The organism is Nocardia sp. NPDC052112, from assembly GCF_040680135.1.
Classification (GTDB): Bacteria; Actinomycetota; Actinomycetes; order Mycobacteriales; family Mycobacteriaceae; genus Nocardia.
Map to the genome: position 1 here is coordinate 1 of NZ_JBFAWD010000033.1, position 24,440 is coordinate 24,440.

Below are 24,440 nucleotides of genomic sequence, written 5' to 3' on the forward strand. Positions count from 1 at the left end.
TCCGAGCCGTCGAAGCGCATGCGCCGCAGGCGCGAGTCTCGACGGCTCGGACGCGAGACCGAAGGGGGCCGCGAACACGCAGCGCCGAAGGCGCTGCCAAAGATTCAGCCCAGACGCTCCTTCAGGGCCTCGAACTCGTCGCGCACGCCGGAAGGCAGCTTTTCGCCGACGAATTCGAACCACTCCTCGATGAGCGGGATCTCCTTGCGCCATTCCTGGGCGTCGACGGCGAGCGCCTCGTCGACATCGGCCGGGTCGACCTTCAGACCCTCGAGGTCGAGCTGGGCGGCGGTGGGCACATTGCCGATCGCGGTCGGCTCGGCCTGCGCGGAACCCTCGATCCGGCCGACGATCCACTCCAGCACGCGGGAGTTCTCACCGAATCCGGGCCACAGGAAGCGGCCGTCGCCACCGCGACGGAACCAGTTGACGTAGAAGATCTTCGGCAGCTTGTTCGCATCGGCGTTCTTGCCGACATTGATCCAGTGGTTCAAGTAGTCACCGACGTGGTAGCCCATGAACGGCAGCATCGCCATCGGGTCGCGGCGCACGGTGCCGACCTTGCCCTCGGCGGCGGCGGTCTGCTCGGACGACAGCGTCGCGCCCATGAAGACGCCATGCTGCCAATCGAAGGATTCGGTCACCAGCGGGACCGTGGTCTTGCGGCGGCCGCCGAACAGAATGGCCGAAATCGGCACACCCTGCGGGTCGTCCCACTCGGGAGCCAGGATCGGGCACTGCGACATCGGCGTGCAGTACCGCGAGTTCGGGTGCGCGGCAAGGGTTTCGGTCTCCCGCAGGTACCAGTCGTTACCCTTCCAGTCGATCAGGTGATCGGGCTCGCCCTCCAGACCCTCCCACCAGACGTCACCGTTATCGGTGAGCGCGACATTGGTGTAGACCGTATTGCCCGCCTCGACGGTCGCCATGGCGTTCGGGTTCGAGCTGCGGTTGGTGCCCGGCGCGACGCCGAAGAATCCGAACTCCGGATTCACCGCGTACAGGCGGCCGTCCTTGCCGAAACGCATCCAGGCGATGTCATCGCCCAGGGTCTCCGCGCGCCAGCCGGGAACCGTCGGCTGGATCATCGCGAGGTTGGTCTTGCCGCAGGCGCTCGGGAAGGCCGCGGCGATGTAGTACGCCTTGTTCTCAGGGGAGATCAGCTTGAGGATCAGCATGTGCTCGGCCAGCCAGCCCTCATCGTGGGCCATGGCCGAGGCAATGCGTAGGGAGTAGCACTTCTTGCCGAGCAGCGCGTTGCCGCCGTAGCCGGAGCCGTAGCTCCAGATCTCGCGGTCCTCGGGGAAGTGGGTGATGTACTTGCTGTCGTTGCACGGCCACGGCACATCGGCCTGGCCGTCGGCCAGCGGTGCGCCGACGGAGTGCAGCGCCTTCACGAACGGCTTATCGATGCCGAGCTTCTGCAGCGCGGCAGTGCCCATGCGGGTCATCACGCGCATCGAGACCACGACGTACTCGGAGTCGGTGATCTCCACGCCCAGCTTGGGGTCCTCGGCGCCGAGCGGGCCCATGCAGAACGGCACCACGTACATGGTGCGGCCCTTCATCGAGCCGCGGTACAGCTCGGCCATGGTGGCGCGCATCTCGGTGGGGTCGACCCAGTTGTTGGTCGGGCCCGCGTCGGCCTCGGTCTTCGAACAGATGTAGGTGCGGGATTCGACACGCGCCACATCGGAGGGATCGGAGAGGGCGAGGAACGAGTTCGGCTTCTTCTCCTCGTTGAGCTTCTTGAAGGTGCCCGCCGCGACGAGCTGGGTGGTCAGCCGATCCCACTCCTCATCGGAACCATCCGCCCAGACCACTCGATCCGGCTGAGTGAGTTCTGCGACTTCCTGTACCCAGGCGAGTAGTTCGCTGTGCTCGGTCGGCTGCTTGCCGTCGGAATTCCGAAGACCAGGAATGGTCGCTGAGGTCATGAAAACTCTCCTGAGATGGGCGGTTCACGGTGTCCCCGCCTAGGCTGACCATTTCGAGCGACCTGCGAGCAGTCGCTACGATAAGGCCCATGACCAGCGCGAACACACCGAGCGCCACCGTTGGCGGGAAGGCACCCGCTACGACCAGTCGAAAGCGCGTCATGGCTGGACCGCGTACAAGGACGAAGCGGACGCCCAGGTTCCTGCTTTAGAGGTTAACGCGATGTGACGACCAGTACGGAATCGGGTTCCCCCAGGAGTACCCACTAAGTTACCTAATCAAAAGAAGTCCGATACCGGTCGAGGATGGCGATATCGCGTTCGCAGGCGGCAAGCTGCCCCGGTTGCTCGGCCGCGGCGCGACGCAATCTGGCCTCCAATTCGGCCACCTGACGGTCGATTTCGACGATTCGCTCGGTACTCGCGCGGATGATGCGGTCCGATAGCGCGGTCTCCGATTCCACCAGTGCCGTGGCGACGCGCTGCTCCAACTGGGCCTTCACATTCACCAGCGCGTCGGAGACCCATTGACGAAGGTGCGCGCGGTCGGCGACTTGGCCGCGGGCCCGCACCACCCAGGCCGCCGCACCGGCTCCGAGCAGCAGCGTCACCGGAACGGTCGCGAAATCCAGGGCCTGTACGAGCGAGAACGGAGCGACCAGTAGGCGGCCGATGCCGACCCCGGCGGACGCGCCGAGCGCGATCATGAGGTGATCTTCGACACCTCGGTGCCTCGGCTCCGGATCCGGGCCGACCCGCGGTGCGGGATCCCGCCAGCGCGGTGGCATGCCGCGGTCGTTTTCCGGCGCCGCGCCGAGGCGATCGGTGAGCTCGGACAGCCGCTGATCGATGGTGCCGTCCACGGCGACGGTCAGCTCGTGCACCGCCTGCTGCAGGCGTTCGGGATAGGCGCCGAATGCGGAGCGGCGCAGCCGATCGAGTTCGCCCCGGGCGGCAGCGTGCAGCGCGCGGACCCTGGCCCCGACATCGGTCATCAGATCGACCCTCGCCAGGTGCAATTGGCTGCGCAGGGTGGACATGGCGGTCGCGCGGCCGCCGTCACGTCCGGCGAGCAGTACGGCGCGTTCCTCGCGCCACTGGATCGGTTCCGTGCCGGAGCGCAGCACCGCGACCTGTTCGCCGACCCGTCGGCGGGTATCGGTGAGCACTCGCGTGGTGACGGCGGCGACCCGGTCGTCGGATTCGGCGCCGACGGTCGCGGACGCGAGTTCCGCATGCAGCGCGCCGAGTCCGGAGCGATCGATCAGGCCCGCATCGCCGGCCGCTCGCCCCGCCACCGCAAGCCGGGTCGATACCGGCACGATCTCCAGATCGTCGATGCCCTGGGCGGCGAGCAGTTCGAGGTTGTGTGCCTGCACGGCGCGCCAGTCCTGGTAGGCGTGGATGCCGTTCATGGCGAGCAGGATCCGGGTGCCGTCGGCGCGCAGGCGTTGCACCACATGCAGGGTGTCCGCGCCGAGGGCGCTACCCGCGTCCAACAGCATGAGCGCGACCGCCGACGGCGCAATTCCCGACGGCGACGTGGTCTCCACGACCGCGCTCGCATCGGGCACCGGATCCGATAGCGCGATCCGCGGCTCGAACCGAGCCAACTCGGTGCGCAACAAGCTCGTATTGGCGTCATCGGGCCCGATCAACGTGACCGCCGACGCCACACCAGTCCCCCGCACCGCCCGCAACAGCGCCATCCCCTGCGGATTCCACCGTGCGATGACCGCCTCGACCTCCGGCGTCAGCGGCAGTGCGGAATCCGATTGTTCAGAGTCCGGCACTGCTCATCCGTTCCCATAGCCGGATGTAGCCGTGGTGGACGCGGATGGCGGCGCGGCGGGCGGCGGGGGACATATCGCTGGAGACCACCGCGCGCCAGCGGGCGGCGCGGGCGAGGGCGTCGTCGGCATCGGAGGGAGCGGGTGCGCGATATCCGGCGGCCAGGTGCGCGACCTCCGGGCACGCAAGGCCCGCGCAGAGGCCGAGCCAGAGTGCGTCGTCGCCGAAGAGGTAGTCCTCCAACATATCCCGTGCGTTGGCGCCGTCGACGGGCACGGCGCGGGCCGCGAGGCGGGCCAGTTCGTCGAGGAGTTCGCCGCCGCGCAGTGCCGAGACCTGTTCGTAGCGGCGGTGCAGCAAACGGTGCAGCGGATCGATACCGCTGGCCGCGTGCATGATCTGCAGCAGTGCGTGCGGACCGAGTTCGGGGTCCTGGCGCAGTGCGGACAGCACGCAGGTCACGCCGTACAGATCCCAGCGTTGCAGCAGTTCCTCACGCTCGGCGACATCCGGGCCGGCTGATGCCGCGACGAACAGGTCGGGCGAGAGCGTGAGCGCCGGATCCGCGGTCTCGGCCAGTCGGCGCAGTGTGGCCAGATCGGCCTCGCTCACCGCACCGGCCCTGGTGCGCACCGCCAACGAGGCGACCACCGGCAGGGCGACGGTGCCGAGGCCACCGCTGTACTGCTCGGCGGCGGCGACCGCATCACCCCACCGGGACCCGATGGCATCGGCCTTGTTCAGCACCACCACCGTGCGCTCCGGCGGCAATTCCGACAGAATCCGCCGATCCGCGGGCTGGGGCGCACCGGAGAGGACGTAGACGATGATGTCGGCGTCGAGTTCGGGATCGGTCACACCCGGTTCATCGATCGGCGCCGTCTCCACCGCCGACATCAGCGCGAGCGCATGCAGCACCGTGGTCCGCCCGGTATGCGCCCGCCCGGTCACCTGAATGCGCGGCGGCCGCCGCCACCGCGCGATGGCCGTCCCCACCTGACCCACGATCCGCGGATCGGCACCCGAGCGCAGCGTCGCGAGCAGATGGTCGAGTTGGTCGACTTCCCGTGCGGGTCCGCCCGGTCGGGTCCGGGGCCCGTCGGATTCGGTGGCTGTCGGCAAAGCTTCGCACCCCCTTTTCGGTGCGCCATTCTTGCAGACATACCGCGTTGACGGGCCGCCAGCGACCGCTCGCCGGTCGCCGGATAAGGATCAGCTGCCGCTCAAGTATTTGTTCACGCTTCGTACGGCCCAGTTCGGCGCGTATTTCGCGGCGGCCGCCAGTACCTTTGCCTGCGCGCCGATTTCGTAGTGCACGCGCGGCAGCCGTCCGCGCTTGCGGGTCGCGTCCCAGATCCCCTGCGCGACATCCTCAGCACTCAGGTGCACGCCGAGCGATTTGGTCGCGGCGGTATCCATCCCGTCCACCATGGCGGTGGCCACGAACAGCGGCCACACCGCGATCACCCGGATATCGTGCCGCTCCCATTCGAGATCCAATGCCTCCGTGAGGCTTTTGACCGCGGACTTCGTCGCGCCGTAGCTGGCGAGTTCGGGCTGACCGTAGATCGCCGATGCCGAGCACAGATTCACCACCTGCGCGCCCGGCGTATCGCGCAAGTAGCCGAACGCGGCATGCGTACCCGCTATCACCCCGCCCAGATTGACGTCGATGATCGCCTGGTGGGTGGCCAGATCAAGGGATTCGAACGGACCCGCGCGCAGAATGCCCGCATTGTTGACAAGGATGTCGAGCCGGTTCTCGTCACCGTTGAACTCCGCGAGACGCTCGACCCAGTGCGTGTCGTTCGTCACATCCAGCACCCCGGTGCGCACACTGCCGTCGGCGGCGTGGATGTCGGCCGCGAGCCTGGTCAGCCCGACTTCGTCGATATCATATGCACCGACGTGGTACCCCTGTGCAGCGAAAAGTAGGGCCGTGGCCCGGCCGATCCCCGCCGCCGCACCGGTGATGAACACAGTCGGTCTACCCATGCGCGCAGTCTAGTGCGGGGGCAAGCCCCCTACCTCGGGGTTCCCACAGATGCCGCCGGTCACCTAATCTGACGTGACGGTCGGCACCATAGTCGGTGCGCAGCTTCACTTTTCGAAGAGAAGATGCGGCGGGTACGACGGGCCCAAAGAAAAAAACTTACATAACCACGCAAGACCCCGGGGGAGCGCCGCAACCGAATAGCATGCCGACCAGGCGGAACGCGTTCCGCCGTGCGGGTCTCGATGAGGAGGTTGCCGTGGCTGTCGATGTCATCGGTGCTGTTGAGCCGGATGCGTCCGGCGATCATAAGCCACTGCTACCCAGTACCGATCCGTTCCTGCGGCCGCCGAAGGGTTTCGCGGCCCGTCCGCCCGGCACCATTCTGCGCAGCCGTCGCATCGAAGTCGCACTGTTCGGCCTTGTGCCGCAGCAGGTCTCGGCCTGGCAGCTGCTCTACCGCAGCTGTGATATGCACGGCACGCCGGAGGCGGCGGTCACCACCGTCCTGCTGCCGCTCGACGCGGACCCGAACGAGGACCGCCCACTACTGGCCTTCCAGACCGCCATGGACGCGGTCGCGGAGCGGTGTTCCCCCTCCTACGCGCTGCGTCGCGGTTCCCACGCACTCGGCTCGGTCACCCAATTCGAATGGATGCTGGTGGCCAATGCACTGCGCCGGGGTTGGGCGGTGAGCATTGCCGATCACGAGGGACCGCACGGGAATTTCGGCGCGCCGCGCGAGCCCGGTTACCGCGGACTCGACGGGATCCGCGCGGCGCTGCGCTTCGCACCGCTGGGTCTGCGGCCCGACACCCGGATCGCGGTCTGGGGCTATTCCGGTGGCGGCATGGCCAGTTCGTGGCTGGTCGAGATGGCGCCGACCTACGCACCGGAGCTGGATATCGTCGGTGCGGTGCTCGGCGCGCCGGTCGGCGATCCGGGCCAGGTCTTCACCCGACTCAACGGCGGACACTTCGCCGGACTGCCCGCGATCGTGGTCGCGGCGCTGCGCAGGCTCTATCCGGCGCTGGCCGCGGTCTTCGACAGCGATTGCGATGCCGAGGGCCACCGGCTCATCGCACGCGCCGAACGGTCGACACCGCTATCGGCGGTGCTCGGTCTCGTCAACAGAGATGTCGGCCACCATCTGAGCCGTCCACTCGACGAGGTGCTCGCCGCGCCCGATATGCAGGCCATGCTCGACGATCTGCGCCTCGGTCACTTCACCCCGACCTGCCCGCTGCTGGTGGTGCAGCCGGTGCACGATCAGATCATCCACGTGGACGGCGTCGACGGCCAGGTGGAGCGGTATCGCCGCGGCGGCGCGCAGGTCACCTATGTGCGCGATCGGCTCAGCGAACACTTCTCGCTGCTCCCGCTGGCCACCCCGATCAGCCTGGACTGGCTCGGCGATCGACTCGCCGGAGTACCGGTGCGCGATACCGGCGACAGCACCGTGTGGTCGGTCGCCGCCTCGCCGACCGGGGTGCGCGGACTGTGGGAAATGCTCGGCACCGCGGTCAAGGTGGCGCTGGGAAAACCGCTGCGTCAGGAGACCGCGCCCGCGACGCGAATCCCCCGCGTAAAAGCCGCATAACCGGGGCACGCGGCGTCGTCTCGGGTCACCCGCAAGCGATCCGCTACGACCGCTTGCTGCCCGCATCCTGCGATGCTGGACAATGGACCGCGTGAACGACGCCGCGAGCCACACTGCCGAGTCAGTTCCCGGACCGCCGTCCACAGCTGCGGCTCCGGCGGACGGTGGATCCCGAAAGGGCTCGGGCTCTCGCCTGTACCCCCGCGTGACGAGCTTCCGCTCGCGCCGGGGCGCACTCACCGCGACTCAGCAGCAATCCTGGGATCGCACCTGGCCGCGGATCGGCCGCGATGTGGCCGACGAACCCCTCGATGCCGCCGCCTGGTTCGGCCGGGACGCCCCGCTCGTCATCGAGATCGGTTGCGGTACAGGTACCGCCACCGCCACGATGGCACAGGCGGAACCGCAGCTGAATCTCCTCGGCATCGAGGTCTATCAACCCGGTCTCGCGCAACTGGTGCAGCGCATCGAGCGCGAACACATCGACAACATTCGCCTGCTGCGCGGCGACGCCGTCGATGTGTTGGAAAATATGATTGCTGCGCAATCGCTCACGGGCGTTCGAGTCTTCTTTCCCGACCCGTGGCCGAAGGCGCGACACCACAAGCGGCGGCTGCTGCAGCCCGCGACATTCGCATTGATCGCGAATCGCCTGCGACCCGGCGGTGTGTTGCATGTCGCGACCGACCATGCCGACTACGCGGAATTCATCGCCGCGGTCGGCGCGGCAGAACCGCAGCTCATCGGCCTGAACGAGACCACGGGAGGGGTCAGCGCCGAGCATCGTGACAGTGCGCCGATCGGTTTCGAAAGGCCCGTCACAAAATTCGAAGGCAAGGCACATCGCGCCGGAAGCGCCATCAACGAGTTCATATGGGGGAAGATCGAATGATGAGTGTCGGTGAGATGGCCCATGAGGTCGTGGATGTTGCCGGGGAGGTGCACGGAACCGGATCCGAGGTGATCGGCGCGGTGACGCCCGATGTGCGTCGGGTGCTGTTGGTCTGGGACGCCCCGAACCTCGATATGGGGCTCGGTGCGATCCTCGGCGGCCGCCCGACCGCCGCCTATCGACCGCGCTTCGACGCGCTCGGCCGCTGGCTGCTCGCGCGCACCGCCGAACTATCGGTGGGCAGCGTGACCCGGGTCGAACCGGAAGCCACCGTCTTCACCAATATCGCGCCCGGCACCGCAGATGTGGTGCGGCCGTGGGTGGAGGCGCTGCGCAATGTCGGCTACGCGGTCTTCGCCAAGCCCAAGATCGATGAGGACTCCGATGTCGACGCGGATATGCTCGCGCACATCGAGCTACGCAGCCGCGGCGCCGGGCTGGCGGGCATCATGGTCGCCTCCGCCGATGGCCAGGCATTCCGCGAACCGCTCGAACGATTGGCCGCCAACGGAATCCCCGTTCAGATACTCGGCTTCCGTGAGCATGCGAGTTGGGCCGTAACATCCGATACTCTCGAGTTCATAGATCTCGAGGACATCCCGGGCGTGTTCCGTGAACCGCTGCCCCGGGTCAGCCTCGACTCGCTGCCCGACGAGGGTGCCTGGCTGCAGCCGTTCCGGCCGCTGTCGGCGCTGCTCACCTCTCGCCCTGCCCAAGGAGTCGCTTAGTGTTCACACGCTGGGGCGATCTGGTCTATCGGCTGCGCTTCGCCGTCATCGGCATTGTCGCGGCCGCACTCTTGGCACTTGGCGGTTACGGCCTCGGCTTGGAAGACCATCTCAGCTCCAGCGGGTGGGATGACCCCACGTCGCAATCGGCCAAGGCGGCCAAGTTGTCCGACGGGGCGTTCGGACGCGATCACAACAGCGATGTGATCGTGCTCTATACCGCGCCGGACGGTAAGACGATCGATGATCCCGAATTCCGGCAGCAGGTCGTCGACAGCCTCAACAAGCTGCCGCGCGAACATCCAGATGAGATCGCCAAGATCAATGGCGCCTACTGGCAGACCGAATCCGGTCCGGCATCACCGTTGACGTTCGGTTCGAAGGATAAGAAGTACACCTTCGCCTCGATCGCCATCCAGGGCGATAACGACACCGATCTGGTGCGCAACTTCCGGAAAGTGAAGGATACCTTCGCCATTCCGGGCGTCGATGTACAGGTAGCGGGCCTGCAGGCGGTGGCGGGGACGCTGAACGACACCATGGCCGCCGACCAGAAGCGGATGGAGATCCTGGCGATCCCCGCGGTCGCGGTACTGCTGTTCTTCATCTTCGGTGGTGTGGTCGCGGCGGCGCTGCCGCTGATCGTCGGTGGTCTCACCGTGATCGGCGCCTGGGGCATCGTGCGGTTCGTCACCCAATTCACCGAGGTCAACTCGTTTGTCTCGCCGGTCGTTTCGATGATCGGTCTCGGTCTGGCCATCGACTACGGGCTGTTCATCGTGAGCCGGTTCCGTGAGGAACTCGCCGAGGGCTACGACACGCGCGCGGCCGTGCGCCGTTCGGTGATGACCGCGGGTCGCACGGTGGTGTTCTCCGCGACCATGATCATCGCCAGCCTCGGCGGCATGCTGCTGTTCCCGCAGGGCTTCCTCAAATCGATCGCCTACGGCTCCATCGCGACCGTCTCGCTCGCCGCGCTGACCGCCATCACCATCCTGCCCGCGATGCTCAGCATTCTCGGGTCGCGGGTGGATATGCTCGGGCTCAAGCGCTTCCGCAAGACCAAGACCGCCGAAGACGTCGAGAACAGCCTCTGGGGCAAGTCGACTCGCTGGGTGATGCAGCATCCGCTCAAGATCGCGATCCCGATCTGCATCCTGTTGCTGCTGCTGATCATTCCGGTCAAGAATCTGGCGTTCGGCGGTATCAACGAGCGGTATCTGCCGCCGGATAACGCGACCCGGCTCGCGCAGGCGAAGTTCGATTCGATCTTCCCGCTACGCAAGTCCGATCCGATCCAGCTCGTCTTCGTCTCCGAGAACAGCAGTGACGTCGGCAAGGTGTGGACCGCGGCCAAACAAGCGCCCGGCTTGAACGGCACCTTCGACGTGCCGTCGCGTTCGACCTCCGACCCCACCATCTACCGCACCAGTGCGACGCTCGCGGACTCGGAGAATTTCGATCCGACCATCGACTATCTGCGCTCCCTCGAGGTGCCCGACGACGTGCAGATGTATGTCGGCGGACAGCCCGCGATCCAGAAGGACAGCATCGACGCGCTGCTGCACCGGATGCCGTTGATGATCGCGCTGGTGCTGTTCGTCACCACGCTGCTGATGTTCCTCACCTTCGGCTCACTGGTGCTGCCGATCAAGGCCGCATTGATGAGCGCGCTCGGATTGGGTTCCACGCTCGGCATTTTGACGTGGATCTTCATCGACGGACATGGCGCGAGCCTGTTGAATTTCACGCCGCAGCCGATCATGTCGCCGGTATTGGTACTGATCATCGCGGTTATCTACGGTCTTTCGACCGACTACGAGGTATTCCTGTTGTCGCGCATGGTCGAAGCGCGCACGCAGGGGGCTTCGACTACCGAGGCGGTTCGCATCGGTACCGCGCAGACCGGACGCATCATCACCGCGGCGGCGCTCATCCTGCTCGTGGTGACCGGCGCGTTCGCGTTCTCCGATCTGGTCATGATGCAGTATCTGGCCTACGGCATGATCGCGGCACTGTTCATCGACGCCACGATTCTGCGCATGCTGCTCGTCCCGGCCACCATGAAACTGCTCGGCGACGATTGCTGGTGGGCACCGGCGTGGATGAAGAAGGTGCAGCAGAAGGTCGGGCTCGGCGAGCCGATTCTGGACGATGAGCGTCCTGGTGGGGGCGAGGTCGTCGACCTGGTGAAGACCACGCCGATTACCGACCCGGTGACGATGCAGATGCCCGCGCTCACCGATGACGTCGACACTCGGTCGCGTTCGCCACGGCGGCCGCGCACGGTCGAGGAGATCGAGGCGGATGCGCCCACCCAACATATGATGAAGATCCCGGCCGAGCCACCGGTGCCGCCACGGCCGCCGGTCACGCCGCACGATCCGACTCGGCCGCGGGCGAATTCGCCGTTGCACACGCCACCGCCTGGGCCGCCCGCGCGACCTGCGTCGTCGGGGTTGCCGTCCGGGCCGCCAGCGCCACCTGCGCCGGGGTTGCCGTCCGGGCAAGCCGGACCTGGGTTGCCATTCGGGCAAGCCGCACCGCCCGGACATTCGGCGCCGCCCCTACCCGAACCCATTCGGCCGCGGCCGGTTCCGATGATTTCGGAGGCGGCCGAGCCGACTCGTCCCATTCCGCCCACGCCGACACCGCCCCCGCCGCCGGTTCCGCCGACGCCGATCCCGGCTTCGGACCATCCGACCCATCATTCGGCGCCGGGACGGCCCGCCGCTTCGAATGACGACGCGGCGGACGAGAACCGCAGCAGCATCGAGAACTGGATGGCCGAGCTGAGGTCCAACCGTCGCCGCATCGGCCATCCCGACGAAGGTCGGCACCACAGCGCGGACGGACGGACGGTCAGCGTGAATGAGCTGCTGCGGCGCCGGGATCGCGAATAACGCGTTGTGCGGCGGCTGCTTCGCTGCCGCACATAGGAACTGGTCCAGCAGCACACTTCCTTCCGAGCGGGTAAGCCGCGGCATTCGAATGTCCGCACCGCGGTGCGGGCGTGCCGGCGGGAGATCGTGGCGGCACGGGTGGCGAAATTCCGATGTGCCGTTGTTGATTTCCATTCCATCTGCGCGTCCTGCGCACCCATGAGCCGATCGACGAGAACTTGCGCGAACGCATCGCCGACCTGATCTGCGGCGGGCTCGAGCAGCCGAGTGCGTGACACCCCCGAGTCGATTCAACGAGATTGCCCGAGCCCAACGAGACCGGACATTCGCAGATACGAAGATCCGGTCGCGTTGGTTTCCTCGCTCGATGGCGATGCCGTGCCCGCCATCGAGCGGACCGCCGCAAGCGTCAGCGGGGTGTCGCTGCTGAATCCGGTTTTGTGGCACCGGCTTCGGCGAAGGCTCGGGCGTAGCGAGTGCCCGCCAGGAGCAGCAGGATCCCTACCACCAAGAAGGCTGCCACTCGGACCAGGCCGTCGAGGGTGGCGAGGTCGAAGAGGAACAGTTTGGCCAGAGCGGCCGCGGTGACGAGGAGTCCGGAACCGAGGGCCAGTTTGGCGACGGCCGCCGAGCGGGACAGGTTGCGCAGACCGAAGAACAGCGCGGCGGTCGCGGCGGCCATCCACAAAATGGTGGCGGCGCTGTGGCCGATGACAAAGCCGTCCGCGCTGCCGGTCGCGATGCCGATCGAGACCGCGGCGGCGGTTACGGCATACAGGCCCGCGATGCTCGCGACGACGAACAGCGTCGATTCGTCGGTTCCGCCCTTGGCCATGCCGGGGAGTCTCCGAGCGCACCAGACCGCCGCGGCGATGACCGCGAGCGCGAGAGCCGCACCCAGCGCGGTCGCGATACCCAGCCGCTCGTGTGCAAGCCGTTGTGTCGCAAGTGCTTCCGGCGTCATGGTGGCGAAGTACACGATCGAGCCGACCATGGTGAACGCCGCGCCGATGGCGGCGGTACTGCGCGAGCGGCGCTGTCCGGCCAACCCGAGGTAGCAGAGCGCGACCAGGAACAGTGCGATCGGCAGGGTCTGTACTCGCGTCACACCGACGCATGCTTCGAGCAGTGCGAATGAACCGGCGATCGTGGCGACAAAGGCGATCGATCCCGGAGTCCGTAGCAACTCCGGCAATTTCGGCACTATCCGCAGCGCAGCCACGACCAACAGCACCGCCGCGTAGCCGGCCGCGACCAAGGTTGCCGAGTGGCGTTCGAACATCGCGGGGGCCGCCAAGAGCGGCACCGTGGACAGCGCGAAGGCCAGGGCGGCAACGATATCGCCGGATCGCTTGCGCACCACCAGCACGCCGCCGACCAAACCGATCACCGCGATCGCCACCGCGGCGGTCAGCAGCCAGCACACCCGGGCCTGCGCCGAATCGTCGACGACGGCAACGGCAATCGCGAACAAGGTCGCCAATGTCGCGGGCGCCGTGCGCATCGCATGCAGGAACGGCCAATCGCGGACCAATTGCACCGGCACACAGGTCGACTGCAACACGATCAGGAATGCCAGCAGCACCAGTTCCGAAGTGACGAACGGCGACAACAGCGCCGCACCCGCGACCACGAGCACCGCGAGCGGCTGCGACTGCCATCGCATCGCCAGCACGACCCCGCCCGCCGCAACACCCGATGCCACCGCCAGTCCAACCACCGGATGCAGCCAACCGTAGATCGAGGTCACCGCGACCACATCCAGATAGGCCCCGGCAATGCCCGTGGCAGCCAAGGAAATTCCACCGACGCGACCACCGGCTCGACCGAACACCCGCATCCCGGTTCCCACCAGGCCCACCGAGAACACGGCGCCGGCAATAACTCTCGGCACCGGCCCGAAGAACCCGGCCTGCGCGGCGAGCACCAACAGCATCACCACCCCGATCAGCGTTACCCCCACCCCGGCCACCGCCAGCACCCGACTGATCATCCCCTCCTGCTGCCACCACGGCGTCTTCCCCGCGGCCGCCCCACCCCACCCCGGCGGACGCGGCGGCACCCCCGGCGGAACCGCACCCGCCCGCCGCGACATCGACGGCACAAACCCGCCCGGCACCCCCGAAGACCCAGGCACCCCACCCGGCACCGTGGCCCACCCGGACATCCCCACACCACCAGATGGCCCATACCCAGGCACCGCCCAACCCGAACCAACAGCCGGCGGCATCGGAATCCGCCCCATTCCCGCAGGAACCGGCGCCGACGGCACCCCGGGCACATCGGTAGCGCCCGCAACACCGAAAGAAGCCGACCGTGCTGACATCGCCCCAACGCCGGGACCGACCGGAACACCCCGCACCACGCCTACCGCAGGCACAGTTGGACCACCCCCAGGAGCTGACTGCTGCGGCACCACACTCCCTGCAGAAGTATCCGGGAGGACACCTGCCGCGGACGCGACCGAACCGCCCGAAACCGCACCCACCACAGGCACAACCGGAGCACCCGCAGCAACCGACTGCTGCGGCACCACACCCCCCGCAGACACACCCCCCACGCGCACCGCCGAATCACCCGAAACCGCACCCATCACAGGCACAACCGGACCGCCCGCAGGAACTGAGTGTTCGGGCACGCCCCCTGCGGGCAGGACCGGAACGCCTGGCACCGCGTCGCCGACAGGCGCACCACGAGTACCCGGGTTCGCTGACCCACCCCCGGCGGACGCTGCGGGAACACTCGGCACCACACCTGCCGCTGGCACGCCGGCAGCGTCAGGGGGCGCCTCGGTGGTCGGTGCCATCGCGGTACCTGCGGCTTGCGGCAATGGCGATATCCGGTCGCTCGCGGATGCGGCCGTCACCTCCGATGTCTGCCCAGCGCCGGGCATTGGTTCGGCCATCGGAGCAGCCGGCGAAACGTGATGGCTGCCCGCGACTGCTGGAACTCCGGACCCGGGCACGCAACCGGTACCGGTTGGCATCGGGATCGGCCCGAGCGGATACTCCCCGCGAACCGAGAAGCCGGTCCGGTCCTTCGAAACCGTGGGTGCCGCAGCCAAATCCGCGGCGAGCTGCGCTCGTAACAAATCCAAGTCTCGGCCGAGGACACCCATCTGCGTTCCCAACGCAGCGAACTCCCCGGACAACCGCGAAATCAGCGCGGGATCGATAGACGTAGTCATGACGTCAATGCTGATTTCCCCAGCCCGCGAGAACATGAGTAGAAACCACTGGTACTCATCCGGGATCTACTCGAACACCGGCTGCGCGATCGGGTCACCCGGTGCGACGATGCCGGCCGCCACCGATCGACCCCCGCTCGGTCATGGCACGGCGGGGGTCCGATCGGTTCGATTACAGGCTGTGGGACCGCCTGCCGGTGACCTGATAGACCGCATTGATCACCGCGGAGCGCGGTGGCATGCGGAAGACGCCGGGGGTTGGTTCGCCCGCCCAATGCCAGCCGAGTTGGGAATCGGTACTGGGGAGTAGGACGTGGCGACCGGCGGGGATGACGGTCACCTGCTGCCCGGCCAGACAACGACGCACGCTGAGCTCGACCGGGGTGGCCGGGCTCGGCGGTGCGACGAGGAAGGTCCAGGTGCGTTCGCCCGGGTCGGCGACCACCGGGGCCGTGTAGGTCCGGTCGAGGGTGGCCAGCACCTTGCGGCCCAGATCCGGTGGCATCACCAGGGCGCCGAGGATGGAGCCGGTAGTGATCGTCGGGCGACCGGCCAGCAGTTGGACCGGCAGTCCATAGCGATGTCGCAGCATATGCGCGATTTCGTGGGGCGAGTGACAGCGCTCGAACATGGCTTACTCCGCCCCCCGTCCGCAGAACGGGCAGCCCCCTCTGCGTAGCGGACCGTGCTGCTCGCGGACGCGCTGGGTGTGGCGCGCGGATCGACTGGTCTGGACACCCGGCTCGAGCGCGCGATCGGCGCGGAGAGCTCGCACGGTGGTATTCGGCATGGTAATCATTGCCGCCGCCCTTTGCATTCTCAAAGTTGCAGAAAGGCAACGGTATTCCAACTGAGCATCAATGAGTCGTACGTAATGTCCCACTTCGGGTGAGCGCGATCACTTAACGTCGTACCCTGAAACAAGGATGTAACAAAGGACTTGTCTAAATGGACGATTCGTCGATCGGCGTGCGGATAAGACAGTTCCGCGGCAAGGCGCTCACCCAGCGCCAACTCGCCGACCAAGCCGGTGTCAGCGTCGACCTGGTGCGCAAACTGGAACAGGGTGGCCGCCAGACCGCGTCGATCGCCAGCCTGCAAAAACTCGCGCGCGCATTGGATGTCGATATCTCCGACCTGGTGGGCAAGCGACACGGCATCCCCTCCGGCAATCCGGATGCCGGTATCGTCGCGATCCGGCGCGCGCTGACCCCGGTCGACGATCTGCTCGGTGAAATACCGCACGAGGATGCGATCGGCCTCGACGAGGGCAGCCGCGCAGTCGATTACGCGTGGGGCGCCTACTGGACCGGCCACTACGAACTGCTCACCTCGATCCTGCCGACCGGGCTCACCCAATTGCGGGCAACGGTGCACGCCGCCCGCAACGGCGCGGTCGCATCAGCGAATGAGCTACTCGCACGAATGTATTGGGTCACCGGCTGCACGCTGGTCCATCTCGGGCAGACCGATCCCGCGTTCCTCGCGATCCGGCAGGCACTGGCGGCCGCCGAGCTCGGCAATGATCCGCTGCTGCTGGCCACCATTCGCGGTTCGGTCGCCTGGCAACTGCTGGTACAGGGCCGCTATGAGGAGTCGGGCAAGGTCGCGCTGCGCGCCGCGGCGAATCTGGAGCCCGACGGTGACGAGTCCCCGGCACATCTGTCCGCGTACGGATCGCTGGTCTTGCAGGGCGCTACCGCGGCTGGTCGAGCACAGCACGTTCCCGAGGCGTTGTCGCTGGTCCAAGCGGCGGGTGAGGTCGCGCTGCGCATCGGCGCCGATCGCCATGACTACGAAACCTATTTCGGCCCTTCACAAGTCGTCATGCAGACGGTCGATGTGAATGTCAGCTCCGAACGCTACCCGGAGGCATTGACCGCCGCGCAGGATATGCCCGCGAATTGCGGTCTGCCGCAGGCCTCCCGCGCCCGTCACCTCACCGATACGGCCGTCGCCCTGACCCGCACCGGTCAACACAAGCGGGCCCTCGCCGCCCTGCTCGACGCCGAACGCGTCGGCGGCGCCGACTGGATCAAATACCAGTCCCTGCCCCGGTACATCGTCTCCGAACTGCTCGACCACGACCGCCGAGTCCCCTTGCGCGCCTTCGCCCGACGCATCGGCGTCAACACCTGAGCCACGTCGAGATCAGCTGGCTGCCAGGTGACTTCGGGCAGTTCGAAATCGATCGGGAACGGGCGGCCGACCTGCACACGGGCCCCGATCCACCTTCGGGCAGCCGCTCGAGGTCTTGGCGCTAACTGCCCATCAACTTGCGCCATTGGGCGCGCAGGGAGTGTTTGGCGGTGATCGAGCCGAAACGGATCCGGCCTTGCACGACAATGTGCAGCGGGCCGAGGGGTGGGCCGGTGCGGACCTTGTTGTTGACGCTGGAGCCGATCAGGTCGACGGCATTGAGGTCGACGGTGGCCTCGGCCGGAACGATCAGGGTCAGCGAGCTGAGGTAGTCGTCGACGTGCACCTCGACGACTTGGGTGGACATGACCGCCTCGGTGAAATCGAGGGTGACGCCGGAGAGCCAGTTGTTCAGATGCAGCGCGGGCGCCACCTGCCATGGACCGCGGCGATTGACACCGGACAACCGACTGCGGATCACATTCCCCGGTGTGACCTGCGACGGGACCGACGGCGGCGGTGAGACCCGCTTCGTGAAGGCGGGCGCGGAATTCACGAATGTCGAGGGCGGTGCGGCAGGCTGGCCGACGAGTCGCACACCGGGCAGATCCACCAGCACGGCATTGAGTTCGCCGCGAGTCTTGGCGGCCAGCGCGGTATCCATCCGCTCGGTGAACTCGCCGAGGGACAGCATGCCGAGCCCGACGGCCCGCTGCAGCAACTGACCCACATGCTCGCGCTCGGCATCGGAAACGCGCAACTCACGATCGCCGACCACGTCCCCCGAGCCGACACCGCCGGATACCGAATCGGATCCACCCATAAACCGAGCCTACCGACCCCACCACCCCCACCGCATCAGGGCAATCCCCGATCCCCACCCCACCCCATACCGGTACCGGGCACCCTGTCTTGCCAACGGGCAGCCCATGTGCGGGGTGCCAGGTACCGGTGTGGGCGGTTATTCGAATTATTCGAGGCCCTGCTCGATGGCGTAGCGGGTCAGTTCGACGCGGTTGGCGAGTTGCAGTTTTCGTAGGGTGGCTTGGACGTGGTTTTCGACGGTTCGATGGCTGAGGCCGAGGCGTGCTGCGATCTGCTTGGCGGACAAGCCTTTCGCCACCATCCGCAGGACCTCGGTTTCCCGTTCGGTGAGTGCGGGGCGGTGCGGTTCATTCGGTTCGGCAGGTGCGCTCGCCATTCGCCGATACTCGCCGAGCACCAGACCGGCCAGGCCGGGCGTAAAGACCGGTTGCCCCGCCGCGGTGGCCCGCACCGCCTCGATCAACTCGCTGGCCGACGCGCTCTTCACCAGATAACCCGAGGCCCCCGCCTTGATCGCGTCCAGCACATCATCGCGCTCGGCCGACGCCGACAACACCAGCACCCGACTCTCCGGCGAGACCCGCAACACCTCCGCGGTGGCCTGCGCCCCATTCCCATCGGGCAACTGCATATCCATCAACACCACCATCGGCCGCACCGCCGCCGCCCGCCGGGTAGCCGCCCCCACTCCATCCGCCGTCGCGGCAACCACGAACCCGGCCTCGGCCAGATCACGCGAAACCCCATCGCGCCACATGGGATGGTCGTCCACCACCATGACCGAAATCACCTCGGCCGCATTACTACCGCTCACCGCGTCCTCCTCCGTACGCTCGAACACCGAGCCGATGTGAATTGACCAGCGAAGCAGCGCATCCCCGATCGAATTCCACGCCTGGTCGGCGCGACGACAACCGTGCCTCAGCGAGGTCGCGCGCCGCCGACCGCGCCACCAACGGATGGCCGTGCACCGGCATCGCCGAAATCGCCTCGGCCGCACCGCCGCTGGTCACACTGTCCGGCACGGCGCGCTCGAGCTCGTGTGTGCCACGCGCACCGATCGTCGACCACGATTCACGGTTACCACCGGTCACACCGTCCTCCTCCGTGCTCGACGCACCTGTATACCTCGACCGATGGGCGAGGCGGCACAGCGCGCGGTCACGCCGAAACACCTGCACCGGCCTGGTGTGGTCGCATCGCAAGCGCTCACATCGGACCTGCCCGCGGTATCCGGAATTCCCATTCGGTGCCGAAGCCGACGCCACCGGCTTCCTCGGTCAGCAATACCGCCGTTCCACCCAGTGTCTCGATGCGTCCGATTATGGAACGCGATACACCCATGCGGCCCTCGGCTTCTGCCTCGGCCAGGCGGCCCGGTGCGATGCCGACACCGTCATCACGCACACTGATGATCAGCTCGTCACCGGTGTCCTCCAGCAGCACATAGGCTTTCGCATCCGGTCCGGCATGCAGTGCGACGTTGGACAGTGCGTTGGCCACCGCTGCCGCGATCTCACCCGCTATCCAACGCCCGACCCGCACCGGCTCACCCGGCGTCGAAACGAAGACCGATGGCGTCGCGTGTACGGTCAGCTGCGGCCGCAGATCGGCATCGGCACCACCGGCATCTCCGTGTTTGCCCTGTTCGGAGATCAAAACCCGCAGTGCCACTTCCTGTTCGGCCGCCCGCTGTGCCAATTCCTCCGTGGGACCGCCGATCTCGTTGCCACGCCGTTTGATGTAGCTGAGCACCTGTAGCACGCCATCGTGCACTTCACGAGCCAGCCGCTCCCGCTCCTCGGCTGCCGCGGTCAATCGAACGGCTCGTTCCAGCTGCCCTTGCGCGCGACGCGCGGTATTGGCCGCGAGTCCGAGGGCCAGCCCGATGGAGACGAGCACCGGCGCGGTCGCATCGGCCCACACATCCTGACCCCATTGCTCGCGCACCGTCACGATCACCGCCGCTATCAACAGCCCGGACAGCACACCCGCGAGCGGGCCGCGCAGAATGGCCGCGGAGACAACGGCATTGGCCACCCACAGCGTGGTAGGCAGCGTCTGATGTTCGTGATACCAGCCGTAATCGGCGACCAACCGGGTCGAGGCGATCAGCGCGATCACCACGATGTGATCGCCGATCACCACCCACGAACGCAACCGCGCCACATCGGAAAAGTGCCACTGCGACAACATGAATGCCGACACACCGGACCACACCGCCATTACCGCCATCAGCACCCAGCTCAGCTGCTGATGCTGGTAGTACCGCACCGAGGCGAGCTGCTGGCCGACCGCGTAGAGCAGCGTGACCAGCCGCAATGCCTGCACCGCACGCCACAGCGGCGCGGTCGCCGCATCGGCCGCGCTCAGCTCGGCTGCGCTGGCCTCAGTCGGGCCCGACCGCGTCATCCGACCGGTCCTCCCGGTTCATCTCCCGGACCAATGTCGCGTCCACATCGAACCGGCCGGGCTCCGGTTCATCCGGCTCCGCGGCATACATTCGGCCCCCGTCGCCGGTGTGCAATTCCTCGAACGCCTCCTCCGGGCTTTCGGAGAGCAGCGACCGAATCGCGGTATTCATCACCGCGACGAACGGCACCGCCAACAGACCACCCGCGATCCCGCCGACCACGATGCCCGCGGCAATGGCCAGCACCACCGCGAGCGGATGGATGCTCACCGCCCGCCCGAGCAGCAGTGGTTGCAGCACATGGCTTTCCAGCTGCATCACCGCGATGATGATGCCGAGCACGATTACCGCGGTCACCCAGCCCTGGGTCACCAATGCGATGAATACCGCGATGGTCCCGGCCAGGAACGCACCGACGATCGGGATGAACGCGCTGATGAACACCAGCGAGGCCAGCGGCAGTGCCAGCGGCACCCCGAGAATCGCCAGGCCCGCACCGATGCCGATGGCATCGACGAGCGCGACCACCACAGTCGCGCGGACGAATCCGACCAGCGTGCCGAAGCCGAGTTGTCCTGCGGTGCGCACCTTTTCCCGCTGCGGGGTCGGCACGATCCGGGTCACGAAGTGCCAGATCTGATCGCCGCTGTAAAGAAAGAAGATGAGAATGAAAAGCGTCAAGAACGCGCCGGTGAGCACATGTCCGATCACCGTCGCGGTGGTCAATGCCCCGCTGGTGAGACCTTCCCTGTTCGATTGGATCGTTTTGACGATCGTGTCGCCCGCATTCCGAATCTGCTCATTGCTCAGATGCAGCGGACCATTGATCAGCCAGTCCTGAATCTCGTGAACGCTGTGGGTGATTTCGTCGGACAGCTGCGGTACGCCCTCGATGAACTGCTCGACGACGAAGGTCATGATCCCCGCGACCACCCCGAGTGATCCGACCAGCGCGACGAAAACCCCCACCGACCTCGGTACTCCGAGCCGCTGCATCCAATCCACCAGCGGCGCCAGCAATGCGGCGGCCAGCAGGCCGATGGCGAGCGGTATCGCGACCGTCGCCAATTTCTGCACCACCATCGAGATCGCGATCAGCGCGGCGAACATCACCAGCAGCCGCCACGCCCATTCGGCGCTAACTCGGACGAACGGGTGTACGGAATCAGCAGCCGACCGCGCAGCAGTGGCTTTTTCGACAGCACTTACCTTCTGGTCGGTCACCTCCGCGAGCCTAGTGGCCGCAGAGCGCCGCGGACATGCTCGAATGATCGAAACGCTAGATTGGTCACCGTGTCAGCGCCCCTGGAAGCGGTCAAACAGACCATGCGAACGCGCTGGCCGCTGTACCTGACATCGATGCTGTTGGCCAATGCCTTCGGCGCGGTCCTGGTGTGGGCGTTCATCCAATATGGACTCCCGGTTCCCGAAGGTGAGGCGGCCGGTGCCCGACGCACTGGCCTGGTGATTCCCGGTCTGGTTTTCACCACCGGTGGTTTGCTGAGCCTGGCCGCTTCGGCACTCATGCTGCGTCCGGTCATGCGCTGGCAGATGCGCGGTGGGCCACCGAGCCATCAAGAGCAGATGGCCGCGCTGCACGCACCGCTGCGCCAGGCGATCCTGCATCTGGTGCTGTGGTTGATCGGCGGCGCCATCCTGGCGGCCACCATCATCGCGGACGCGCCCGAGCTGGCGGGCGCGGTCATCGTCACCGAATGTATGGCCGCGACAATTGTCTTCGGTTTCACCTACATGCTCGGCGAGCGGATTCTGCGCCCGGTCGCCGCACAGGCCCTCACCGAGGGCTCATTCGACCACACACTGACGCCGGGCGTCGGCACCAGGATGGGGATGACCTGGGGCATGGGCACCTTCGCCCCCACCATCGCCATCGTGCTGCTGTGCGTCACCCAGATCTCGTCGGATGTGAAGTTCTCCGCGCAATCGCTGGCCATTTCGATTCTGCTGCTGTGCGGGGTGGTGATCATGCAGGCGCTGGCGCTGTCGATGCTGACCGGATCCAGCATCTCCGACCCGGTGCGCCAGCTCAGCCAGGCCATCGACCGGGTGCAGGAGGGCGCCCGCGACGTACAGGTCGAGGTATTCGACGGCAGTGAGATCGGACTGCTGCAGGTCGGCTTCAACCGCATGATGGAAGAGGCCGCCAAGCGGCGCCAGCTGCAGGAACTGTTCGGCCAGCACGTCGGCGAGGAGGTGGCCCAGCGTGCCCTCGATTACGGCACCGAACTCGGCGGCGAGACCCGATTCGTGGCGGTGCTGTTCGTAGATATGGTCGGGTCCACCGCGACCGCCGCGGAGCGACCGCCGACCGAGGTGGTCAGCCTGCTCAACGAGTTCTTCCGCATCGTGGTCGACGTCATCGATCGGCACCACGGCTTCGTCAACAAATTCGTCGGCGATGCCGCACTGGCGATCTTCGGCGCGCCGCTGGACCGCCCGGACGCACCGACCGCCGCCCTGGCCGCCGCCCGTGAACTGCGCGAAGTCCTGCGCGAAGTGCCCGGACTCGATATCGGTATCGGCGTTTCGGCGGGCCTGGCCGTAGCCGGAAATATCGGTGCCGCAAACCGTTTCGAATACACCGTGATCGGCGATCCGGTGAACGAGGCATCACGGCTGACCGAACTGGCCAAGGATCAACCCGGACGCGTACTCGCCTCGGGCAGCGCGCTGTATTTCGCCGATGAAAGTGAGCAGGACTTTTGGCTGACAGGCGACGAAGTCCAGCTGCGCGGGCGGCGGCGAAAGACCAGGTTGGCGTGGCCGAAGGATGGGGCGCACGTCGATGCAGACAGCGAAACAGTCAGTTCGTTAGGCTGACCGCGTGACGGCCAATGGGGAACTAGCCGGCGATCCTGCGCCGCAGCCGTCCGACGACCCCACCGGCAGACCGGCGAAACATGGTCGCCGGAGCAAATTGCGGTGGCTCAAATGGGTGGCAGGCATCGCCTTGCTGGCGCTGCTGATCGGCGAGGGTTACTACCTCTGGCCGCGATTGCACGATTCCTGGAATAAGCTCACCGAAATCCACTGGGGCTGGGTCACCGCCTGTATCTGGATGCAGGCACTGTCGATGAGCGGATTCAGCCGGGTACAGAAGCAACTGCTGCATGCGGGCGGTGTCGAGATCCGCCAGCACAAATCCGTCGCCGTCGTCTACGGCGCCACCGCGATGTCGGTGACGCTACCCGCCGGACAGGTCTTCTCCACCGCCTTCACCTATCGCCAGACCCGCCGCTGGGGTGCGAGTCCGATCGTCGCCTCGTGGCAGTTGGTGATGTCCGGTGTGATCGCGACCGCCGGACTCGCACTGCTCGGCGTCGGTGGCGCGCTGCTGGTGGGCAACCGAGTCGGGCCGTTCAAGCTCATCTTGTCGCTGGCCGGTGTGATCGCGCTGGTGTGGGCGGGCAACTATCTCTCGAAGAATCCGGGCGCATTGGAGGCCGTGCTGCGCCGCGGGCTCGCGCTGCTCAACCGGATCCGCAAACGCCCCGCCGAACAGGGCATGAACAAGATCGCCGATATGCTCGCGCAACTGGAATCGGTAGATCTCGGCAAACGCGACGGTGCCATGGTCGCGGCCTGGGCGCTGGTGCACCGCTTTGCCGATGTGGCCTGCCTCGGCGCTGCCTGCTACGCGGTGGGCGCCGATCCGAAATGGGCCGGGCTGCTGATCGCATTCACCGCCGGTAAGGCCGTCGGCTCGATCCCGTTCGCGCCCGGCGGCATCGTCTACGTCGACGCGACGCTCATTTACGGCCTCACCGCGGGGGCGGCCCTGCCCGCCTCCCAGGCCGTCGCCGCTGCCTTCGTCTACCGCCTGGTGAGCTTCGTCCTGGTCGCGATCATCGGCTGGAGCGTCTTCGCCTTCCTTTTCCGCACACCCCAGGCCGACGATGCCGAATTCGAGAAGGAATTCGAACAGCGTCGCGCGCTGTAATTTTGGCAGCGCCTTCGGCGCTGCGTGTTCGCTCGTAAGACTCGCTCCACGGTGGTCACCGAGGCCGGAGC

Annotated in this window: 18 protein-coding genes; 7 read left to right on the plus strand and 11 right to left on the minus strand. The window is 66.7% G+C overall.

The window, feature by feature from the left end; genetic code table 11:
- Positions 1 to 104: 104 nt before the first annotated feature.
- The 4 genes from AB0L58_RS37975 to AB0L58_RS37990 form a co-directional block, all read right to left on the minus strand.
- A complete protein-coding gene (locus tag AB0L58_RS37975) occupies positions 105 to 1,937 on the minus strand; it encodes a phosphoenolpyruvate carboxykinase (GTP) (RefSeq protein ID WP_364395164.1) in 1,833 nt (610 codons plus the stop codon).
- A 275-nt stretch (positions 1,938 to 2,212) separates the two neighbouring features.
- Positions 2,213 to 3,730 (minus strand): hypothetical protein, encoded by a 1,518-nt coding sequence (locus AB0L58_RS37980; RefSeq protein ID WP_364395166.1) that lies wholly within the window; start codon positions 3,728 to 3,730, stop codon positions 2,213 to 2,215.
- A complete protein-coding gene (locus AB0L58_RS37985; protein ID WP_364395168.1) occupies positions 3,717 to 4,850 on the minus strand; it encodes a hypothetical protein in 1,134 nt (377 codons plus the stop codon). Before AB0L58_RS37985 ends, AB0L58_RS37980 begins: the two co-directional genes overlap by 14 nt.
- A 90-nt stretch (positions 4,851 to 4,940) precedes the next feature.
- Positions 4,941 to 5,723 (minus strand): SDR family oxidoreductase, encoded by a 783-nt coding sequence (locus AB0L58_RS37990; RefSeq protein WP_364395170.1) that lies wholly within the window; start codon positions 5,721 to 5,723, stop codon positions 4,941 to 4,943.
- 257 nt (positions 5,724 to 5,980) lie between these two features.
- On the opposite strand from AB0L58_RS37990, the gene AB0L58_RS37995 reads away from it, so the two are divergent.
- The 4 genes from AB0L58_RS37995 (at position 5,981) to AB0L58_RS38010 (ending at position 11,844) form a co-directional block, all read left to right on the plus strand.
- Positions 5,981 to 7,321 (plus strand): lipase family protein, encoded by a 1,341-nt coding sequence (locus tag AB0L58_RS37995; RefSeq protein ID WP_364395172.1) that lies wholly within the window; start codon positions 5,981 to 5,983, stop codon positions 7,319 to 7,321.
- Between the two features lie 82 nt (positions 7,322 to 7,403).
- Positions 7,404 to 8,213 carry a tRNA (guanosine(46)-N7)-methyltransferase TrmB gene (trmB, locus tag AB0L58_RS38000; RefSeq protein WP_364395174.1) on the plus strand — a complete coding sequence of 270 codons (810 nt, stop codon included), beginning with the start codon at positions 7,404 to 7,406 and terminating at the stop codon, positions 8,211 to 8,213.
- A complete protein-coding gene (locus tag AB0L58_RS38005; protein WP_084484555.1) occupies positions 8,213 to 8,941 on the plus strand; it encodes an NYN domain-containing protein in 729 nt (242 codons plus the stop codon). Before trmB ends, AB0L58_RS38005 begins: the two co-directional genes overlap by 1 nt.
- Positions 8,941 to 11,844 (plus strand): MMPL family transporter, encoded by a 2,904-nt coding sequence (locus AB0L58_RS38010; protein WP_364395176.1) that lies wholly within the window; start codon positions 8,941 to 8,943, stop codon positions 11,842 to 11,844. The genes AB0L58_RS38005 and AB0L58_RS38010 overlap by 1 nt, the downstream gene beginning before the upstream one ends.
- Positions 11,845 to 12,253: 409 nt before the next feature.
- Here the strand turns inward: AB0L58_RS38010 and AB0L58_RS38015 are convergent, their stop codons facing one another.
- Together AB0L58_RS38015 and AB0L58_RS38020 are read right to left on the minus strand one after the other, a co-directional pair.
- Positions 12,254 to 14,011 carry a DUF2339 domain-containing protein gene (locus AB0L58_RS38015; protein WP_364395178.1) on the minus strand — a complete coding sequence of 586 codons (1,758 nt, stop codon included), beginning with the start codon at positions 14,009 to 14,011 and terminating at the stop codon, positions 12,254 to 12,256.
- A 1,192-nt stretch (positions 14,012 to 15,203) separates the two neighbouring features.
- Positions 15,204 to 15,662 carry a hypothetical protein gene (locus tag AB0L58_RS38020; RefSeq protein WP_364395180.1) on the minus strand — a complete coding sequence of 153 codons (459 nt, stop codon included), beginning with the start codon at positions 15,660 to 15,662 and terminating at the stop codon, positions 15,204 to 15,206.
- 317 nt (positions 15,663 to 15,979) lie between these two features.
- Between AB0L58_RS38020 and AB0L58_RS38025 the strand changes: the two genes are divergently transcribed.
- Positions 15,980 to 17,170, plus strand: coding sequence for a helix-turn-helix transcriptional regulator (locus AB0L58_RS38025; RefSeq protein ID WP_364395182.1), 1,191 nt, complete (start codon positions 15,980 to 15,982; stop codon positions 17,168 to 17,170).
- Positions 17,171 to 17,291: 121 nt separating this feature from the next.
- On the opposite strand, the gene AB0L58_RS38030 is transcribed toward AB0L58_RS38025, so the two are convergent.
- The 5 genes from AB0L58_RS38030 to AB0L58_RS38050 all read right to left on the minus strand — a co-directional run bounded on the left by AB0L58_RS38030 (position 17,292) and on the right by AB0L58_RS38050 (position 21,632).
- On the minus strand, positions 17,292 to 17,993 hold the full coding sequence (locus tag AB0L58_RS38030) for a DUF1707 domain-containing protein (RefSeq protein ID WP_364395184.1): 702 nt from the start codon (positions 17,991 to 17,993) through the stop codon (positions 17,292 to 17,294).
- A gap of 147 nt (positions 17,994 to 18,140) precedes the next feature.
- The gene (locus tag AB0L58_RS38035) at positions 18,141 to 18,773 is read right to left on the minus strand and encodes a response regulator transcription factor (RefSeq protein WP_364395315.1); all 633 of its coding nucleotides are present in this window, start codon (positions 18,771 to 18,773) and stop codon (positions 18,141 to 18,143) included.
- 25 nt (positions 18,774 to 18,798) lie between these two features.
- Entirely contained in the window at positions 18,799 to 19,089 is a 291-nt protein-coding gene (locus tag AB0L58_RS38040) for a hypothetical protein (protein WP_364395186.1), read from the minus strand.
- A gap of 115 nt (positions 19,090 to 19,204) precedes the next feature.
- A complete protein-coding gene (locus AB0L58_RS38045) occupies positions 19,205 to 20,407 on the minus strand; it encodes a DUF5931 domain-containing protein (RefSeq protein WP_364395188.1) in 1,203 nt (400 codons plus the stop codon).
- Positions 20,385 to 21,632: an AI-2E family transporter gene (locus AB0L58_RS38050; protein ID WP_364395190.1), complete on the minus strand. Its 1,248-nt coding sequence runs from the start codon at positions 21,630 to 21,632 to the stop codon at positions 20,385 to 20,387. Before AB0L58_RS38050 ends, AB0L58_RS38045 begins: the two co-directional genes overlap by 23 nt.
- 102 nt (positions 21,633 to 21,734) lie before the next feature.
- Here AB0L58_RS38050 and AB0L58_RS38055 point away from each other — a divergent pair, with 102 nt between their 5' ends.
- Together AB0L58_RS38055 and AB0L58_RS38060 are read left to right on the plus strand one after the other, a co-directional pair.
- Complete coding sequence (locus AB0L58_RS38055) at positions 21,735 to 23,249, plus strand: adenylate/guanylate cyclase domain-containing protein (protein WP_364395317.1); 1,515 nt, start codon at positions 21,735 to 21,737, stop codon at positions 23,247 to 23,249.
- Positions 23,250 to 23,253: 4 nt separating this feature from the next.
- Complete coding sequence (locus AB0L58_RS38060; RefSeq protein WP_364395192.1) at positions 23,254 to 24,369, plus strand: YbhN family protein; 1,116 nt, start codon at positions 23,254 to 23,256, stop codon at positions 24,367 to 24,369.
- Positions 24,370 to 24,440: the final 71 nt, after the last annotated feature.

Bases quoted from the DNA above. Each gene is read 5' to 3' on its own strand.
- AB0L58_RS37975 (WP_364395164.1), bottom strand. From the start codon at position 1,937: ATGACCTCAGCGACCATTCCTGGTCTTCGGAATTCCGACGGCAAGCAG.
- AB0L58_RS37990 (WP_364395170.1), bottom strand. From the start codon at position 5,723: ATGGGTAGACCGACTGTGTTCATCACCGGTGCGGCGGCGGGGATCGGC.
- trmB (WP_364395174.1), top strand. From the start codon at position 7,404: ATGGACCGCGTGAACGACGCCGCGAGCCACACTGCCGAGTCAGTTCCC.
- AB0L58_RS38005 (WP_084484555.1), top strand. From the start codon at position 8,213: ATGAGTGTCGGTGAGATGGCCCATGAGGTCGTGGATGTTGCCGGGGAG.
- AB0L58_RS38015 (WP_364395178.1), bottom strand. From the start codon at position 14,011: ATGTCCGGGTGGGCCACGGTGCCGGGTGGGGTGCCTGGGTCTTCGGGG.
- AB0L58_RS38020 (WP_364395180.1), bottom strand. From the start codon at position 15,662: ATGTTCGAGCGCTGTCACTCGCCCCACGAAATCGCGCATATGCTGCGA.
- AB0L58_RS38025 (WP_364395182.1), top strand. From the start codon at position 15,980: ATGGACGATTCGTCGATCGGCGTGCGGATAAGACAGTTCCGCGGCAAG.
- AB0L58_RS38030 (WP_364395184.1), bottom strand. From the start codon at position 17,993: ATGGGTGGATCCGATTCGGTATCCGGCGGTGTCGGCTCGGGGGACGTG.
- AB0L58_RS38035 (WP_364395315.1), bottom strand. From the start codon at position 18,773: ATGGTGGTGGACGACCATCCCATGTGGCGCGATGGGGTTTCGCGTGAT.
- AB0L58_RS38045 (WP_364395188.1), bottom strand. From the start codon at position 20,407: ATGACGCGGTCGGGCCCGACTGAGGCCAGCGCAGCCGAGCTGAGCGCG.
- AB0L58_RS38055 (WP_364395317.1), top strand. From the start codon at position 21,735: ATGCGAACGCGCTGGCCGCTGTACCTGACATCGATGCTGTTGGCCAAT.